Here is a 17,027-nt window from a genome sequence, read left to right on the forward strand (position 1 = left end):
GCCGCCACAGCGGCACAATACGCCCATGCAGATACAGGAACCCCCGCCCCGTGGCGCCGACGGCCAGCCGCTGACCCCGTTCGACTGGATCGGGGGCGAGCCCGCCGTGCAGCAGTTGGTGGACCGCTTTTACGACCTGATGGACCTGGAGCCCGGTTACCGCGAACTGCGCGCCAGCCACGGCCCGGCGCTGGACGATGCCCGGCAAAAACTGTTCTGGTTCCTGTGCGGCTGGCTCGGGGGCCCGCAGCACTACCAGCACCGCTACGGCCACCCGCGCCTGCGCATGCGCCACATGCCGTTCAAAATCGGGGTGTTGGAACGCGACCAGTGGCTGGCCTGCATGCAGCAGGCGATGCAGGACACCGGCGTGCCGGCGGATTTGCGCGAGCGCCTGGCCCAGAGCTTTTTCCAGACCGCCGACTGGATGCGCAACACCCCGGCCTGAGCGCGGACCGGGGCTGGGTCTGTGCGCGTCCGGTGCGGGCCGCGCCCCGACCGGCCGAGGTTCAACGGCTGTGCGGCGACGGCCGCAGCAGCACCACCAGCGCGCCGGCGCCGCCCTCGGCCGGGCGCGCCTGCACAAACGCCATCACCTCGTTTTTCTGCACCAGCCAGCTGTGCACCTTGCCCTTGAGCACCGGCGTCTTGCCGGGCGAGCCCAGGCCCTTGCCGTGCACCACGCGCACGCAGCGCAGGCCGTGCTTGTGCGCTTCGCGCACGAAGGTGGCCAGGGTGCTGCGGGCCTCGTCGGTGCGCAGGCCGTGCAGGTCCACCTGGGCCTGCAGGCTCCAGTCGCCCTGGCGCAGTTTGCGCACCACCTCCGGCCCCACGCCGGGGCGGCGAAAGCTCAGGTGCTCGTCGGTGTGCAGCAGGGTTTCGGCGTCGAACTCGTCGCTCAGGGCCTCCTGCATGACCGCCTCCTCGTCGCGACGGCGCTGCTGCGGCACGGGCAGGGGCGTGGCCCGCGGTGGCGTGTGCCGGCCGTGGTGCGGCAGCCGCTGCACCGCGCCCACGGCCCGTTCAAACAGCAGGCGGTCTCGGTGGGCGCGTTCGTGGGCCGCCTGGCGCTCGGCCTCGGCCGCCGCGCGTTCGGCCGCCCGCTGCGCGGTGCGCGCGGCCAGGGCTTTCTGCACGGTTTTCAGGTCGGCCAGGGAGCGCACTTTCATCGCCCCGATTGTCGCCCAGGGCCGGCTTCCCGCGCCGCGTGGGGGCTGGGCAACCCGGCTCAGACTCGGCCCATTTCGGCCATGGAGCGGCAGCCGTGCGCGGTGACGATGAAGTGGTCCAGCACCCGCACGTCCACCAGCGCCAGGGCGGCTTTCAGGGTCTGCGTCAGCGTCTCGTCGGCGCGCGACGGTTCGGCCACGCCGCTGGGGTGGTTGTGCGCCAGCACCACGGCCGCGGCGTGGTGGTGCAGGGCGCGCAGCACCACCTCGCGCGGGTAGACGCTGGTTTGCGCCAGGGTGCCGCGGAACAGTTCCTCCAGCGCCAGCAGGCGGTGCTGGCTGTCGAGGAACAGCACCGCGAACACCTCGTGCGGTTTGTGCCCCAGGTGCAGCTGCAGGTAGTCGCCCACGGCCTGCGGGGAGTCGAACAGGGGCTTTTGCTGCAGTTCCTGTGCCAGCGCGCGCCGGGCCAGTTCCACCACCGCCATCAGTTCGGCGCGTTTGGCCGGCCCCAGGCCCTTGACGGTTTTCAGCGCGTCGGCCCCGCAGTGCAGCAGGCCGGCGACGCCGCCAAAGCGGTCCACCAGTTCCTGCCCGAGCTGGATCACGTTCTTGCCCGGCAGGCCGGTGCGCAGCAGCAGCGCCAGCAGTTCGGCGTCGCTCAGCGCGGTCGGGCCGCGTTGCAGCAGCTTTTCGCGCGGCCGGGCGTCGGCGGGCAGGCCCTTCAAGGGCATGGCCAAGTCTGTCATGTGGTTGCTCCCTTTCTACAATAGCGGGTTGTACCACCGAAAGTGTTTGCCATGCCCCAGGTCGAAGCCGGATCGTTTCTCACGTTGCACTACCGCCTCAGCGGGCCGGACGGGCGCGACTTCATCAACACCTTCGACGCCCAGCCCGCCACCCTCAGCCTGGGCGGCGGCGAGCTGTCGCCGGCCATCGAACAGCGCCTGCTGGGCCTGGAGGAGGGCACGCACACGGTGATCGAGCTGGCCGCCGGCGAGGCGTTTGGCGAGCGCCAGCCCGACATGGTGCAGTGGGTGGCGCGCAAGCTGATGGACCAGCTGGGCGACCCGATGGAGCGCTACGCCGCCGGCGACGTGGTCCAGTTCCCCACGCCCGACGGCCTGGGCAGCTACGCCGGGGCGGTGCGCGAGGTGCGCGAAGACGGCGCCATCCTGTTCGACTTCAACCACCCCCTGGCTGGCCAACCGGTGCGCTTCGAGGTGCAGCTGATCGGGGTGCTCTGATGACCGCCGTGCAAGAGGTGCTGCTGGCCGAGCCGCGCGGGTTTTGCGCCGGGGTGGACCGGGCCATCGAGATCGTCGAGCGCGCGCTGACCAAATTCGGCCGGCCCATCTACGTGCGCCACGAGATCGTGCACAACACCCACGTCGTCAACGACCTCAAGGCCCGCGGCGCCATCTTCATCGAAGAGCTCGACGAGGTGCCCGCCGGCGCCACCCTGGTGTTCAGCGCCCACGGCGTGAGCCAGGCCATCCAGCGCGAGGCCGAGCGGCGGGGTTTTCGCATCTTCGACGCCACCTGCCCGCTGGTCAGCAAGGTCCACGTCGAGGTGGCCAAGCTGCACAAGGAAGGCTACGAATTCATCATGATCGGCCACAAGGGCCACCCCGAGGTCGAAGGCACCATGGGCCAGCTCGACAGCGGCATCCACCTGGTGGAAGACGTGGCCGACGTGGCCCGGGTCCAGCCCGCCCAGACCGAGAAGCTGGCCGTGGTGACGCAAACCACCCTGAGCGTGGACGATGCCTCCGCCATCACCGCCGCGGTCCAGGCGCGCTTCCCGCACATCCGCAGCCCCAAGCAGCAGGACATCTGCTACGCCACCCAGAACCGCCAGGACGCGGTCAAGCTGATGAGCACACAGGTGGATGCGGTGGTGGTGGTGGGCAGCCCCAGCAGCAGCAACACCAACCGCCTGCGCGAACTGGCCGAGCGCCTGGGCGTGCCCGCCCACATGGTGGACGACGCCAGCGAATTGCAGGACGCCTGGTTCGACGGCCATGCCCGCATCGGCGTGACCGCCGGGGCCTCGGCGCCCGAAGCCCTGGTGCAGGGCGTGGTGCAGCGCCTCAAGCAGCTCGGCGCGGTCTCGGTGCGCAGCCTGGACGGCGTGCGCGAAACCACCCAGTTCCCGCTGCCCAAGGGCTTGAAGCTCAACGCCCCCGGCGCCTGAGCCCCCCCGTGGGCGGGACCGTGTGCCGGAACGCGGCACAATCCCCCCATGACGGCCAGCGCCGCGCCCCCGCGGCCCGGGCCCTCCACCGAACCCGACAGACGCCCCCATGCTAGACATCACCACCCTGCGCAAAGACCTCGACGCCGTCGTCGCCCGGCTCCAGACCCGCAAATCCCCCCAGCCTTTCCTCGACGTGGCCGCTTTCCAGTCGCTGGAGCACGAACGCAAGGCGCTGCAGGTGCGCACCGAAGAACTGCAGGCCCAGCGCAACAGCCTGTCCAAGCAGATCGGCATGCTCAAAGGCAAGGGCCAGCACGCCGAGGCCGACGTCGCCATGGCCCAGGTGGCCGGCTACAAGACCGAGCTGGAGCAGTCCGCCGCCCGGCTGGAGCAGATCCAGGCCGAACTGCAGGCCCTGCTGCTGGCCGTGCCCAATCTGCCGCACGAGAGCGTGCCGGTGGGGGCCGACGAACACGGCAACGTCGAGCTGCGCCGCTGGAGCCCGCAGGGCGGTGAAGGGGGGCACCCACCGGAGTTGGGTTTCGCCCCCAAAGACCACGTGGAATTGGCCGAGCCCCTGGGGCTGGACTTTGAAACCGCGGCCAAGCTCAGCGGCTCGCGCTTCGTCGTCATGAAGGGCCAGGTCGCCCGCCTGCACCGCGCGCTGGCCCAGTTCATGCTGGACGTGCAGACCCAGGAGCACGGCTACACCGAGTGCTACACGCCCTACATCGTCAACGCCGAGACGCTGCGCGGCACCGGGCAGTTGCCCAAGTTCGAGGCCGACCTGTTCGCCGCGAACAAGGGCGGCCAGGAGGGCGAGAGCGAGACCGCGCTCTACCTCATCCCCACCAGCGAGGTGCCGCTGACCAACTTCGTGCGCGACGCCATCGTGGCCGAGGCCGACCTGCCCATCAAGCTCACCGCCCATACCCCTTGCTTCCGTTCCGAAGCCGGTTCTGCCGGGCGTGACACGCGCGGCCTGATCCGCCAGCACCAGTTCGACAAGGTCGAGATGGTGCAGATCGTCCACCCCGAGCAGAGCTACGCCGCCCTGGAAGACATGACCCGCCACGCCGAGGCCATTCTGCAGAAGCTGGGCCTGCCCTACCGCGTGCTGGCGCTGTGCACCGGCGACATGGGCTTCGGTGCCACCCGCACGCACGACCTGGAGGTCTGGTTGCCCGCGCAGAACACCTACCGCGAAATCAGCTCGGTCAGCAACTGCGAAGCCTTCCAGGCGCGCCGCCTGCAGGCCCGCTTCAAGAACGCCCAGGGCAAGAACGAACTGGTGCACACCCTCAACGGCTCTGGCCTGGCAGTCGGCCGGGCGCTGGTGGCGGTGCTGGAAAATTACCAGAACGCCGACGGCAGCGTCACCGTGCCGGCGGCGCTGCGGCCTTACCTGGGCGGCCTGGAACGGCTGGCCGCCTGAGCCCCAGCCCCTGACGCCGCCATGACCACACCCCCGCCTTCGCCGCCGACCGCGCTCGACGCGGGGGCCGGGGCTGCGCCAGACGTACCCGCCCTGCGGCGCCGACTGCACGCCCTGGAACGCCAGCGCCTGGCGCTGGACGAGCACGCCATCGTCAGCATGGCCGACCTGGACGGCCGCATCACCTACGCCAATGACCGGTTTTGTGCCCTCAGCGGCTACTCCCGCGAAGAACTGCTCGGGCAGAACCACCGCATCGTCAACGCCGGCGTGCACGGCCCCGAGCTGTTCGCCGAGATGTGGCACCACATCGGCACCGGGCAGGTCTGGCGCGGCGACGTGTGCAACCGCCGCAAGACCGGCGAGCTGTACTGGGTGGCGGCCACCATCGTGCCGCTGCTGGACGCGGATGGCCTGCCCGAGGCCTACATCTCCATCCGCACCGACATCACCCGCCAGAAGCGCGCCGAGCAGGACCTGCTGGACGCGGCCCGCCGGCTGGAGCTGGCGACCCGTTCGGCCGGCATTGGCGTGTGGGAGTGGGACGTGCGCAGCCAGCGCATGCAGTGCGACCAGCAGATGCTGGATTTGCACCGCGTCGCGCCGGACGGCCTGGACGGCACCCATGCACCCTTCCTGCGCCGCGTTCACGCCGACGATGCCCCGGGGCTGATGGCCGCGCTGGAGGCCCTGTGGGCGGCGGGGCAGAGCGTGGACCTGGAGTACCGCGTCTGCTGGCCCGACGGCCAGGAGCGCATCTTCCACACCAACGCCACCGCCTTGCGCGGCGGCTCGTCCGAGGGGCAGCAGCGGCTCATCGGCATCGTGCGCGACGTGACCGAGGTGCGCCACGCCGAACGCGCCATGCGCCAGGCCAAGGAGGCGGCCGAGGCCGCCAACCGCGCCAAGAGCGAGTTCCTGGCCAACATGAGCCACGAGATCCGCACGCCCATGAACGGCATCATCGGCATGTGCGACCTGGCGCTGGACACCCCCCTGACCGAGGAGCAGCGCGACTACCTGCAGATCGTCAAGAACTCCTCCGAGTCGCTGCTGACCATCATCAACGACATCCTGGACTTCTCTAAGATCGAGGCCGGCAAGCTCCAGGTCGAACGGGTGCCACTGCGCCTGGGCCGGCTGGTCAGCGACACGCTGCGCGTGCTGGGCCTGCGCGCCCACCACAAGGGCCTGGAGGTGCTGGCCGACGTGCCGCTGGACCCGCCCGGGCAGGTGCTGGGCGACCCGGGGCGCATCCGGCAGGTGCTGGTCAACCTGGTGGGCAACGCCATCAAGTTCACCCACCAGGGCGAGGTGGCGGTGCAGGTCGAATGGCGCGACGGACCGACGTCCGGCCAGCGCGTCGTGCAGGTGGCGGTGCGCGACACCGGCATCGGCATCGCGCCGGCGCAGCAGGCGCGCGTCTTCGACGCCTTCAGCCAGGCCGACACCACCACCACCCGCCACTTCGGTGGCACCGGGCTGGGCCTGTCGATCTCGCGCCGCCTGATCGAGCTGATGGGCGGGCGCCTGTGGCTGGAGAGCCAGCCCGGGGTGGGCAGTGTGTTCCACTTCACCCTGACCCTGGACTGGGAGCCCACGGCCGCGCCGTCCTGGGCGTCGGCCCCCGGCGCGCTGGCCGGACGGCGCATGCTGGTGGTGGACGACAACCCGACCAACCGCACCATCTACCAGCGCCTGCTGGCCAAGTGGGGCGTGGACGTGGCGGTGGCGGCCAGCGGCCCCGAGGCCCTGGCCTGGCTGGCGCAGCGGCCCTGCGACCTGGCGCTGCTCGACTGCCACATGCCCGGCATGGACGGTTTCCAGGTGGCCGAGGCCCTGCGCGCCCACCCGCCGCCGCACGGCACGCCGGTGCTGCTGATGCTGTCGTCCGGCGCCGTGGGCGGCGACGCGCAGCGCGGCCGCGCGCTGGGCTTTGCCGGCCACTACGCCAAGCCGATCGCGCCGGAAGATCTGTACGAGGCGTTGCTGCGGGCCTTGCGGGTGCCGGCCCCGGGCGCATCGGGCGAGGCGCCGGCCCGCGCGCCCACCCGCCATGCCCGCAGCCTGCGCGTGCTGCTGGTGGAGGACCAACCCGTGAACCAGAAACTGGCGCTGGCGCTGCTGCACAAGTGGGGCCACGCGGTGGACCTGGCCGTCAACGGCCAGCAGGCGCTGGACGCCCTGGCCCAGCGGCCCTACGACCTGGTGCTGATGGACCTGCAGATGCCGGTGATGGATGGGCTGGAGGCCACGCGCCGCATCCGCGAACGGGAGCGGCGCGGCCTGCAGCCGCGCACCTGCATCATCGCCATGACGGCCAATGCCCTGAAGGAAGACCAGCAGGCCAGCCTGGCCGCCGGCATGGACGACTACATCACCAAGCCCATCCACGCCCAGGCCCTGTTTGAGCGCCTGGCCGGGGTCTGAGCCGGGTCAGCGCAGGCCCGCGCCCGCGCCCTCAAAGTCGCGTTGGATCAGTTCAATCTTGTAACCGTCGGGGTCGGTGATGAAGGCGATGACGGTGGTGCCGCCCTTGACCGGGCCGGGTTCGCGCGTGATCTGGCCACCGGCCGCCCGGATTTTCTCGCAGGCGGCGTAGGCGTCGGGCACGCCCAGGGCGATGTGGCCGTAGGCGCTGCCGTGGTCGTATTGTTCCACGCCCCAGTTGTAGGTCAACTCCAGCTCGGCCTGGCCGGGGTTGCCGCCCTCAAAGCCCAGGAAGGCCAGCGAGTACTTGTACTCGGGGTTGTCGGAGGTGCGCAGCAGTTGCATGCCCAGCACCTGGGTGTAGAAATCGATGGAGCGCTGCAGGTGGCCCACGCGCAGCATGGTGTGGAGGAATCGCATGGGCGCTATTGTGCGCCCCCGCTCATCGCCCCACACCGCGTGCTGGCACTGGCGCGGCATTACTTGATGCGGCCGTAGCTGGTGCGCAGCGGGTCGATGCCACCACCGCCGCCTCCGCCACTGCGGCCTTGGCCGCCGCCGCCCGGGCGGCCACCGCGGCCGCGGTTGTTGCGGCCGCGTTCGCCCAGGGCGTCGATGCCGGTGCGCAGCGGGTCGGGCTGGCGCTGGGCGCCGCCCTGGCCACCGGCCCCAGCGTTGCCCGCACCTTGGCCCTGACCGGCCGGACGGCCGCGGCCATCGCCCCGGGCACCCTGGCCGGCCGGCCGTGGCCGGTTGTTGCCGTTGCCGCGTGGGCCGTTGGCGCCGGCGCCCGGGCGCGGCCCGTTGTGGTGGCGGCGTTGGCCGTCGTGGCGCGGCGGCTGGCTGTCGTCGTCCTCGTCGCGCGGCGCCTGGGCCCGCGGGGCGGCGCCCCGGGCCGGCTTCTGGCCGCCCTTGTCGTGGGCCTTCTTGTCGCGGATGCGCTCCATCATCTCGGAGCGGGCGGCCTTGGCCGCAGCGGCCATCACCTCGCGGCTTGGCGGCTTGCCGGCACCGCCCCAGATGGTCTGGCGACCCATCGCAATGGGTTCGGCCTTCTCACCCGGCTCGGGCATGAACTCGGGGAAGATTTCCACCGGGATCTGCTGCTTGGTGAACTTTTCGATGGCCATCATGAAGCCTTCTTCGTCCAGGCTCACCAGGCTCACCGCCTCGCCCTGCGCGCCGGCGCGGCCGGTGCGGCCGATGCGGTGCACGTAGTCCTCGCAGACGTTGGGGATCTCGTAGTTCACCACGTGCGGCAGGTCGTCGATGTCAATGCCGCGGGCCGCGATGTCGGTGGCCACCAGCGCGCGCAGCTCGCCGGTCTTGAAGCCGGCCAGCGCCTGGGTGCGGGCGCTCTGGCTCTTGTTGCCGTGCAGCGCCATGGCGCTGATGCCGTTCTTCTCCAGGAACTCGGCCACGTTGTTGGCGCCGAACTTGGTGCGGGTGAACACCAGCACCTGGCTCCAGTTGTGCTGGTTGATGATGTGCGCCAGCAGCGCCTTCTTCTTGCCGCGACCGACCGGGTGGATGGTCTGCTTGATGCGCTGCACCGTGGTGTTGGGCGGGGTCACCTGGATGCTGCGCGGGTTGTTGAGCAGGCCGTTGGCCAGTTCGCGGATCTCGTCGCTGAAGGTGGCCGAGAACAGCAGGCTCTGCTTTTGCTTGGGCACCAGCTTCAGGATCTTCTTCACGTCGTGGATGAAGCCCATGTCCAGCATGCGGTCGGCCTCGTCCAGCACCATGATCTGGATCTGCGACAGGTCCACGTGGCCTTGCTCGATCAGGTCGAGCAGGCGGCCCGGGGTGGCCACCACGATGTCCACGCCCTTGTTGAGCGCGTTGATCTGCGGGTTCATGCCCACACCGCCGAAGATGACGGCCGACTTGAGCTTGAGGTGTTTGCCGTAGGCCTTGACCGATTCTTCGACCTGGGCGGCCAGTTCGCGGGTGGGGGCCAGCACCAGGGCGCGGATGGCGCGCTTGGCACCGGTGGCCGGGGCCTGCTCGCTCAGGCGGTGCAGCAGGGGCAGGGTGAAGGCGGCGGTCTTGCCGGTGCCGGTCTGGGCGCCGGCCAGCAGGTCGTGGCCTTCGAGCACGGCCGGAATGGCTTCGGCCTGGATGGGGGTGGGGGTTTCGTAGCCTTGTTCGCGAACGGCTTCGAGGATGGCCGGGGCCAGTTTCAGGTCTTCAAACGTCATGTGGGTATCGGCGCCCGTCCTGGGCGCAGGGGGTATCGGCCGCTTCCTGTGCACGGTGGCAACAGGCCAGTCAAGGTGGGCTGATGGGTCTAAAAATTGGGCCGACCAGAGTTGCCGCAGCGGCAAGCGGGGCCCCAGCAGGGCGCTGATGTGGCACTGACTGAAGGTGCGCAACGACCCCATTGTCGCATAAAGGGATAATCGGAGGTTGCGTGCCCGCCCGGGTGCCCGATTTTTGCAAGCGAAACCGACATGGCCCAATACGTTTTTTCCATGAACCGCGTCACCAAGACTGTTCCGCCGAAGCGGCAGATCTTGAAGGACGTGTCCATCAGCTTCTTTCCCGGCGCCAAGATCGGCGTGCTCGGCCTGAACGGCTCGGGCAAATCGACGCTGCTCAAGATCATGGCCGGCATCGACAAGGAGATCGAGGGCGAAGCCATCGCCATGCCGGGCATCAAGATCGGCTACCTGCCGCAGGAGCCGCAGATCGACCCGGAACAGACCGTGCGTCAGGCGGTGGAAGAGGGCATTGGCGGCGCCCTGGCCGCCAAGCAGCGGCTGGAGGAGGTGTACGCCGCCTACGCCGACGAGAACGCCGACTTTGACGCCCTGGCCGCCGAGCAGGCCGAGCTCGAAGCCATCATCGCGGCCAGCGGTTCCGAAAACGCCGACCTGCAGTTGGAGTTGGCCGCCGACGCGCTGAACCTGCCGCCCTGGGAGGCCACCATCAAGAACCTGTCGGGCGGGGAAAAGCGCCGCGTGGCCCTGTGCCGCCTGCTGCTCTCCAAGCCCGACATGCTGCTGCTCGACGAACCGACCAACCACCTGGACGCCGAAAGCGTGGAATGGCTGGAGCACTTCCTGCAGCGCTTCCCGGGCACCGTGGTGGCCATCACCCACGACCGCTACTTCCTCGACAACGCCGCCGAGTGGATTCTGGAACTGGACCGCGGCCACGGCATTCCGTGGAAGGGCAACTACTCCGACTGGCTGGACCAGAAGGAACGCCGCCTGGAGACGGAACAGAAGTCCGAGGACGCCCGCACCAAGGCCATGAAAGAGGAATTGAAGTGGGTGCGCTCCAACGCCAAGGGCCGCCAGGCCAAGAGCAAGGCGCGCTTGGCCCGCTTCGAGGAACTGAGCGATGTGGACTACCAGCGCCGCAACGAGACCAACGAGATCTTCATCCCCGTGGCCGAGCGCCTGGGCAACCAGGTGATCGAGTTCAAGAACGTCAGCAAGTCCTTTGGCGACCGGGTGCTGATCGACAACCTGAGCTTTTCGGTACCGCCGGGCGCCATCGTCGGCATCATCGGTCCCAACGGCGCCGGCAAATCGACGCTGTTCCGCATGATCCAGGGCGTGGAAACGCCGGACGCGGGCGAAGTCATCATTGGCCAGACCGCCAAGCTGGCCTTTGTGGACCAGGGCCGCGAAAGCCTGGACGGCGCCAAGACGGTGTGGGAAGACGTCTCCGGCGGGCTGGACAACATCACCGTGGGCAAGTTCGTGATGCCGTCGCGCGCCTACATCGGCCGCTTCAACTTCAAGGGCAACGACCAGCAGAAGCTGGTGGGCAACCTGTCGGGCGGTGAGCGCGGCCGCCTGCACCTGGCCAAAACCCTGGCCCAGGGCGGCAACGTGCTGATGCTGGACGAACCCTCGAACGACCTCGACGTCGAAACCCTGCGCGCGCTGGAAGAAGCGCTGCTGGAATTCGCCGGCAGCGCCATGGTCATTTCGCACGACCGCTGGTTCCTCGACCGCATCTGCACCCACATCCTGGCCTGCGAGGGCAACTCGCAGTGGTACTTCTACGACGGCAACTTCACCGAGTACGAAGCCGACAAGAAGAAGCGCCTGGGCGAAGAGGGCGCACGCCCCAAGCGCGCCCGCTTCAAGTCCCTGAAGTGACCGCCGCCATGACCGCCACCGCCCCCGTGCCCAGCGACGAACAGGTGCTGGCCGACACCCGCCGCTGGATCGAGCGGGCGGTGATCGGCCTGAACCTGTGCCCGTTCGCCAAGGCCGTGTACGTGAAAAACCAGGTGCGGCTGGTGGTCAGCCGCGCGCGCCACCTCGACGGTTTTCTGGACGACCTGGACCGCGAACTGGAACTGTTGAAAAACACCCCGGCCGAGGTGGTGGACACCACGCTGCTGATCCACCCGACGCTGTTCCCCGACTTTCTGGTGTTCAACGACCTGCTGGACGTGGTGGACGAGGTGCTGGAAGAGCACGAACTGGACGGGGTGCTGCAGGTGGCGCCGTTTCACCCGGACTTCCAGTTCGAGGGCACCGAGCCCGACGACGTGACCAACGCCACCAACCGCGCGCCATACCCCACCCTGCACCTGCTGCGGGAAGACAGCGTCGAGCGGGCCACCGCCTCGGGCGACAGCGCCGACACCATCGTGGCGCGCAACCTCGACACCCTGCGCCGGCTCGGGGCCGAGGGCTGGCGCACGCTGCTGAACAACGGCTGATTTTTCCACTTGTTTGGCACTCCTAGCGCTTTCGGGACGCTGGGGGCTGCATGTGCCCGCCCCGCGGCCCGCGAAGTGGTAAAAATTTATGTTGTGGTCAATGTGCCATTTGTTGCAAAATCATGCCCATGAATACCCCCGCCGCTCCCAACGACATGTCCTCTGCCAACTACTACACCACGCTGGAGGTGGCGAAAATCCTCGGCATGGCGGTGCGGTCGGTCCAGCTGATGGTGGACCGCGGCGACCTGCAGGCCTGGAAAACCCCCGGGGGGCACCGCCGCATCACCCGCGAATCGCTGGAGCGCTGGATCCAGGGCAGCCGCGCCGGCGTCACCGGTGTGGCGGCGCTGCACGGCATCGCCCACGAGGGCCGCGCGGGGGGCCGGCGCCGTGCCGGTGTGCACGTGCCCCGCATCCTGCTGATCGAGGACTCCTCGCATTTCCAGAACCTGGTGTCCATGCTGGTCAAGCAGCGCTTTCCCACGGTGGACCTGCACATCGCCAACGACGGCATCACCGGGCTGGTGTCCTTTGGCCACCTGCAGCCGGACCTGATCATCGTGGACATCCTGCTGCCCGGCATCGACGGCGCCACCATGATCACCGGTCTGCGCCGCCACGCCCTGTTCGGCCAGTGCAAGCTGGTGGTGCTGACCTCGCTGGACCAGGACCAGCGGGCGCCCTACGCCTTTGCCCTGCAGGACGTGGCCGTGGTGCACAAACCCAAGCTGGTGCAGGAATTGCCCCCCCTGATCGAGGCCGCGCTGCAGCACCTGATCGCCCCGGCGGCTGCCGAGCCCGAGCCGGCCGCGGACTGAGCCGCCCCACCCCGCGCCACGGCCGTGCCCCACACCCCCATCCTGGTCGTCGAGGACGATCCCACCGTCTCGCGTTTCATCGGCGAGGCGCTCGCCCGCCTGGAAGTGGACGCGGTGTTCTGCCCCACCGTCGAGGCCGCGCTGGGCGCCTGCGAGCGCCACGCCTTTGCCCTGGTCATCACCGACCTGACCTTTCCCGGGGCCTCGGGGCAGGCCTTGATCGAGCACCTCCAACCGCGCCGGCCCGGGGCCCCGCGCGTGCTGGTGTTCAGCGCCGGCCTGCACCAGGCGGTGCGCGAACGCATGACCGCGCTGGGCGTGCACCAGTGCCTGGCCAAGCCGGCGTCCGTGCCGGAACTGGTGCAGGCCGTGCGTGACGCGCTCAACCTGGCCGACTGGCCCGACGCCCCCCAACCGGACACCCCTGTGGCACACCCCGACCTCCAACCCTTCGAGCTGGCCGCCATCGAAACCTATTTCGACGGTGACCGCGGTTTTTACGAAACCTTCCGCGCCTCCTGCACCGAGCAGTTCAAGGTGGACCTGCAAGAGGGCGACGCGGCCTGCGCCGGCAACGACGCCGTGGCCCTGCGCCGGGTGGCGCACAGCCTGAAGAGCGTGCTGCAGACCCTGGGTTACGCCGACCACTCGGTCTGCGCCAAGGCGGTGGAACAAGCCGCCCAGCACGCGCCCTGGGACGCCGCACAGGCGGCCTGGGCCGACCTGCGCGGCCGCCTGGTGGACAGCTTTGGCCTGAGCGCCTGAACCGGCCGGGGCCGCTCAGCGCGCCAGCCAGTCGCCGGGCAGCAGCCACAGCAGCGCGGCGGTCATGACCAGGTAGCGCAGGCATTTGCCCAGGGCCATCCAGGCCATGCAGGGCAGCAGCGGAAACTTGAGCCAGCCCGCCACCGCGCACAGCGGGTCGCCCACCAGCGGCAGCCAGCTCAGCACACAGGCCTTGGGGCCGAAGCGTTCCAGCCACGCCAGCGCGTGCAGGTGGGTGTCCGAGCCGCGCGCCCGGTCCACCGCCCGGTGGGCGCCGTAGCCCATGGCCCAGCTCACCGCGCCGCCCAGGGTGTTGCCCACGGTGGCCACGGCCACGGCCGGCCAGAACAGCTCGGGGTTGAGCTTGACCAGACCGAACAGCACCGCCTCCGAGCCCATGGGCAGCAGCGTGGCCGAAACGAACGCGACCACGAACAGCGTGCTCAGGCCGTACTGGGGCAGGCTCAGGGTGTCCAGCAGCGACCACAACCAGGTTTCCATGGCTGGGCAGTATAGGCAGTCGGCGTGACGCGCCGGGGGCGTGGGGTCGGGGTTACAATCCTGCACACTTTTTCAGCATCCCCCGGTCCGCACGCCCCGCCGTGTCCCGCGCCAGAGGGTGCTTTTGTTTTTCCCGCATGCGCCTCGGCCCCTACACCCTGCCCAACGCCCTGTTCGTCGCCCCCATGGCCGGGGTGACGGACCTGCCGTTCCGGCATCTGTGCAAACGCCTGGGCGCGGGCTACGCGGTCAGCGAAATGGTCACCTCGCGCCCCGACCTGCGCGACAGCCTGAAAACCTCGCGCCGCGCCAACCACGCCGGCGAGCCCGGCCCGATCGCGGTGCAGATCGCCGGAACCGACGCCGAGATGATGGCCGAGGCCGCGCGCTACAACATCGACCGCGGCGCCCAGATCATCGACATCAACATGGGCTGCCCGGCCAAGAAGGTCTGCAACAAATGGGCCGGCTCGGCCCTGATGCAGGACGAGGCGCTGGCTTTGGCGATTGTCGAAGCGGTGGTCCAGGCCTGCGCGCCGCACGGCGTGCCGGTGACCCTGAAAATGCGCACCGGCTGGTGCCAGGCGGCCAAGAACGCCCCGGTGCTGGCTCGGGCCGCCGAAAACGCGGGGGTGCAGATGCTCACCGTCCACGGCCGCACCCGCGAGCAGGGCTACAAAGGCGTGGCCGAGCACGAGACGGTGGCCGCCATCAAGGCCCAGGTGGGCATCCCGGTGGTGGCCAACGGCGACATCGACAGCCCCGAAAAAGCCCGCGACGTGCTGGCCGCCACCGGCTGCGACGCCATCATGATCGGCCGCGCCGCCCAAGGCCGGCCCTGGCTGTTCCGCGAGGTGGCGCATTTTCTGGCCACCGGCGAGCACCTGCCCCCGCCCAGCCCGCAGGAGCTGCAAACGCTGATGCTGGAGCACCTGCACGACCACTACGCCCTGTACGGCGAATACACCGGCGTGCGCACCGCGCGCAAGCACCTGGGCTGGTACGCCAAGGCGCTGCCGGGCGACCCGGCGCGCACCGCGCTGTTCCGCGAACACATCAACCGCACCGAGACGTGCGACGCCCAACTGTCCGCCGTGCGCGCCTTTTTCGAGGCCGCCGACCTCCCCTGGAAACTCGCCGCATGAGCCACCCCAGCCTGCCCGACAGCGTCAGAGCCAACATCGAGGCCTACTTCAGCGACCTCGACGGCACCGACCCCGCCAACATGCACGACATGCTCATGCGCGTCGTGGAAAAACCGCTGCTGGAGGTGGTGATGCACCGCGCCCAGCACAACCAGTCGCGCGCCGCGCAGTGGCTGGGTCTGAACCGCAACACCCTGCGCAAGAAGCTGCTGGAGCACGGCCTGCTCGACGGCTGAACCCCAACCGCAGCCGCGCCACGCACCGGGCAGCCCCCGGCTGGCGGCCCCCGATCCGATTCGTTCACTCTCTGACCCCTTGGGAATCCCTCCGATGAAAGCTCTTCTCTCGGTCTCCGACAAAACCGGCGTGCTCGACCTGGCGCGCGAACTGCATGCCCTGGGTGTGCAGCTCATCTCCACCGGCGGCACCGCCAAGCTGCTGGCCGACCACGGCCTGCCCGTGACCGAGGTGGCCGAAGTCACCGGCTTCCCCGAGATGCTGGACGGCCGTGTCAAGACCCTGCACCCCATGGTGCATGGCGGTCTGTTGGCGCGCCGCGACCTGCCCGAGCACATGGCCGCGCTGCAGCAGCACGGCATCGGCACCATCGACCTCCTGGTGGTCAACCTCTACCCCTTCGAGGCCACCGTGGCCCAGCCCGGCTGCACCCTGGCCGACGCGATCGAGAACATCGACATCGGCGGCCCGGCCATGGTGCGCTCCGCCGCCAAGAACTGGAAAGACGTGGCCGTGCTGACCGACGCCAGCCAGTACTCCATCGTCGTGTCCGAGCTGAAAGACGGCGGCCAAGTGAGCGAGCTGACCCGCTTCCAGCTGGCCGTGGCCGCCTTCAACCGCATCAGCAACTACGACGCCGCCATCAGCGACTACCTGTCGGCGGTGGACCTGGGCGCCGGCGTGCCCGGCGATGAAGCCCAGCCCCAGCGCCTGCTGTTCCCGGGCCAGAGCAACGGCCGCTTCGTCAAGGTGCAAGACCTGCGCTACGGCGAAAACAGCCACCAGCAGGCCGCCCTGTACCGCGACCTGTACCCGGCGCCCGGCTCGCTCGTCACCGGCCTGCAGCTGCAGGGCAAGGAACTGAGCTACAACAACATTGCCGATGCCGACGCCGCCTGGGAAGCCGTCAAGAGCTTCGACGTGCCGGCTTGCGTCATCGTCAAGCACGCCAACCCCTGCGGCGTGGCCGTGGGCGCCCACCCGCTGGAGGCCTACAGCAAGGCCTTCCAGACCGACCCGACCAGCGCCTTCGGCGGCATCATCGCCTTCAACCGCGCGCTGGACGGTGAGGCCGCGCTGGCCGTGTCCAAGCAGTTCGTCGAGGTGCTGATCGCCACCGACTTCACCCCCGAAGCGCTGGCCATCTTCAAATCCAAGGCCAACGTGCGCCTGATGAAGATCACGCTGCCCAACGGCGGCGCCACCGACTGGGACAACGGTCGCAACGCCATCGACGTCAAGCGCGTGGGCTCCGGCCTCCTGCTGCAGACCGCCGACAACCACGACATGACCCTGGCCGACCTGAAGGTGGTGACCACCAAGCAGCCTACCGCGGAAGAATTGCAAGACCTGCTGTTCGCTTGGAAGGTGGCCAAGTACGTCAAGTCCAACGCCATCGTGTTCTGCAAGAACGGCATGACCATGGGCGTGGGCGCCGGTCAGATGAGCCGCCTGGATTCGGCCCGCATCGCCAGCATCAAGGCCGAGCACGCCGGCCTGAGCCTGCAGGGCACGGCGGTGGCGTCGGATGCGTTCTTCCCGTTCCGCGACGGCCTGGACGTGGTGGTGGACGCGGGTGCGACCTGCGTCATCCAGCCCGGTGGCTCGATGCGCGACCAGGAAGTGATCGACGC

Annotated in this window: 17 protein-coding genes; 12 read left to right on the forward strand and 5 right to left on the reverse strand. The window is 69.3% G+C overall.

The window, feature by feature from the left end:
- Positions 1-25: 25 nt before the first annotated feature.
- Positions 26-448, forward strand: a complete 423-nt coding sequence (locus tag HA630_RS05250; protein WP_166832982.1) for a group II truncated hemoglobin — start codon at positions 26-28, stop codon at positions 446-448.
- 61 nt (positions 449-509) lie between these two features.
- Here the strand turns inward: HA630_RS05250 and HA630_RS05255 are convergent, their stop codons facing one another.
- Positions 510-1,169 carry a Smr/MutS family protein gene (locus HA630_RS05255; protein ID WP_166832984.1) on the reverse strand — a complete coding sequence of 220 codons (660 nt, stop codon included), beginning with the start codon at positions 1,167-1,169 and terminating at the stop codon, positions 510-512.
- 59 nt (positions 1,170-1,228) lie between these two features.
- The gene (radC, locus tag HA630_RS05260; protein ID WP_166833024.1) at positions 1,229-1,903 is read right to left on the reverse strand and encodes a DNA repair protein RadC; all 675 of its coding nucleotides are present in this window, start codon (positions 1,901-1,903) and stop codon (positions 1,229-1,231) included.
- A 66-nt stretch (positions 1,904-1,969) separates the two neighbouring features.
- Between radC and HA630_RS05265 the strand changes: the two genes are divergently transcribed.
- From HA630_RS05265 to HA630_RS05280, 4 genes are all read left to right on the forward strand, one after another.
- A complete protein-coding gene (locus HA630_RS05265; protein WP_166832986.1) occupies positions 1,970-2,416 on the forward strand; it encodes a peptidylprolyl isomerase in 447 nt (148 codons plus the stop codon).
- Entirely contained in the window at positions 2,416-3,366 is a 951-nt protein-coding gene (gene ispH / locus HA630_RS05270; protein ID WP_166832988.1) for a 4-hydroxy-3-methylbut-2-enyl diphosphate reductase, read from the forward strand. Before HA630_RS05265 ends, ispH begins: the two co-directional genes overlap by 1 nt.
- A 109-nt stretch (positions 3,367-3,475) precedes the next feature.
- Positions 3,476-4,804 carry a serine--tRNA ligase gene (gene serS / locus HA630_RS05275; RefSeq protein ID WP_166832990.1) on the forward strand — a complete coding sequence of 443 codons (1,329 nt, stop codon included), beginning with the start codon at positions 3,476-3,478 and terminating at the stop codon, positions 4,802-4,804.
- 21 nt (positions 4,805-4,825) lie between these two features.
- A complete protein-coding gene (locus HA630_RS05280; protein WP_166832992.1) occupies positions 4,826-7,234 on the forward strand; it encodes a response regulator in 2,409 nt (802 codons plus the stop codon).
- Between the two features lie 6 nt (positions 7,235-7,240).
- On the opposite strand, the gene gloA is transcribed toward HA630_RS05280, so the two are convergent.
- A complete protein-coding gene (gloA, locus tag HA630_RS05285) occupies positions 7,241-7,654 on the reverse strand; it encodes a lactoylglutathione lyase (RefSeq protein WP_166832994.1) in 414 nt (137 codons plus the stop codon).
- A 59-nt stretch (positions 7,655-7,713) separates the two neighbouring features.
- The gene (locus tag HA630_RS05290; protein ID WP_166832996.1) at positions 7,714-9,435 is read right to left on the reverse strand and encodes a DEAD/DEAH box helicase; all 1,722 of its coding nucleotides are present in this window, start codon (positions 9,433-9,435) and stop codon (positions 7,714-7,716) included.
- 252 nt (positions 9,436-9,687) lie between these two features.
- Between HA630_RS05290 and ettA the strand changes: the two genes are divergently transcribed.
- The 4 genes from ettA to HA630_RS05310 all read left to right on the forward strand — a co-directional run bounded on the left by ettA (position 9,688) and on the right by HA630_RS05310 (position 13,510).
- A complete protein-coding gene (gene ettA / locus HA630_RS05295; protein ID WP_166832998.1) occupies positions 9,688-11,352 on the forward strand; it encodes an energy-dependent translational throttle protein EttA in 1,665 nt (554 codons plus the stop codon).
- Positions 11,353-11,360: 8 nt separating this feature from the next.
- Entirely contained in the window at positions 11,361-11,924 is a 564-nt protein-coding gene (locus HA630_RS05300; protein ID WP_166833000.1) for a DUF1415 domain-containing protein, read from the forward strand.
- 128 nt (positions 11,925-12,052) lie between these two features.
- Entirely contained in the window at positions 12,053-12,745 is a 693-nt protein-coding gene (locus tag HA630_RS05305; RefSeq protein WP_371809204.1) for a helix-turn-helix domain-containing protein, read from the forward strand.
- 24 nt (positions 12,746-12,769) lie between these two features.
- Positions 12,770-13,510, forward strand: a complete 741-nt coding sequence (locus HA630_RS05310; protein WP_166833004.1) for a response regulator — start codon at positions 12,770-12,772, stop codon at positions 13,508-13,510.
- Between the two features lie 15 nt (positions 13,511-13,525).
- Here the strand turns inward: HA630_RS05310 and HA630_RS05315 are convergent, their stop codons facing one another.
- The gene (locus HA630_RS05315; protein ID WP_166833006.1) at positions 13,526-14,011 is read right to left on the reverse strand and encodes a YqaA family protein; all 486 of its coding nucleotides are present in this window, start codon (positions 14,009-14,011) and stop codon (positions 13,526-13,528) included.
- A gap of 137 nt (positions 14,012-14,148) precedes the next feature.
- On the opposite strand from HA630_RS05315, the gene dusB reads away from it, so the two are divergent.
- From dusB to purH, 3 genes are all read left to right on the forward strand, one after another.
- Complete coding sequence (dusB, locus tag HA630_RS05320) at positions 14,149-15,156, forward strand: tRNA dihydrouridine synthase DusB (RefSeq protein ID WP_166833008.1); 1,008 nt, start codon at positions 14,149-14,151, stop codon at positions 15,154-15,156.
- Complete coding sequence (locus HA630_RS05325) at positions 15,153-15,392, forward strand: helix-turn-helix domain-containing protein (protein WP_166833010.1); 240 nt, start codon at positions 15,153-15,155, stop codon at positions 15,390-15,392. Before dusB ends, HA630_RS05325 begins: the two co-directional genes overlap by 4 nt.
- Before the next feature lie 94 nt (positions 15,393-15,486).
- Positions 15,487-17,027 (forward strand): bifunctional phosphoribosylaminoimidazolecarboxamide formyltransferase/IMP cyclohydrolase (purH, locus tag HA630_RS05330; RefSeq protein WP_166833012.1); only part of this gene is annotated, 1,541 nt, incomplete at its 3' end.

The organism is Aquabacterium sp. A08 (assembly GCF_011742065.1).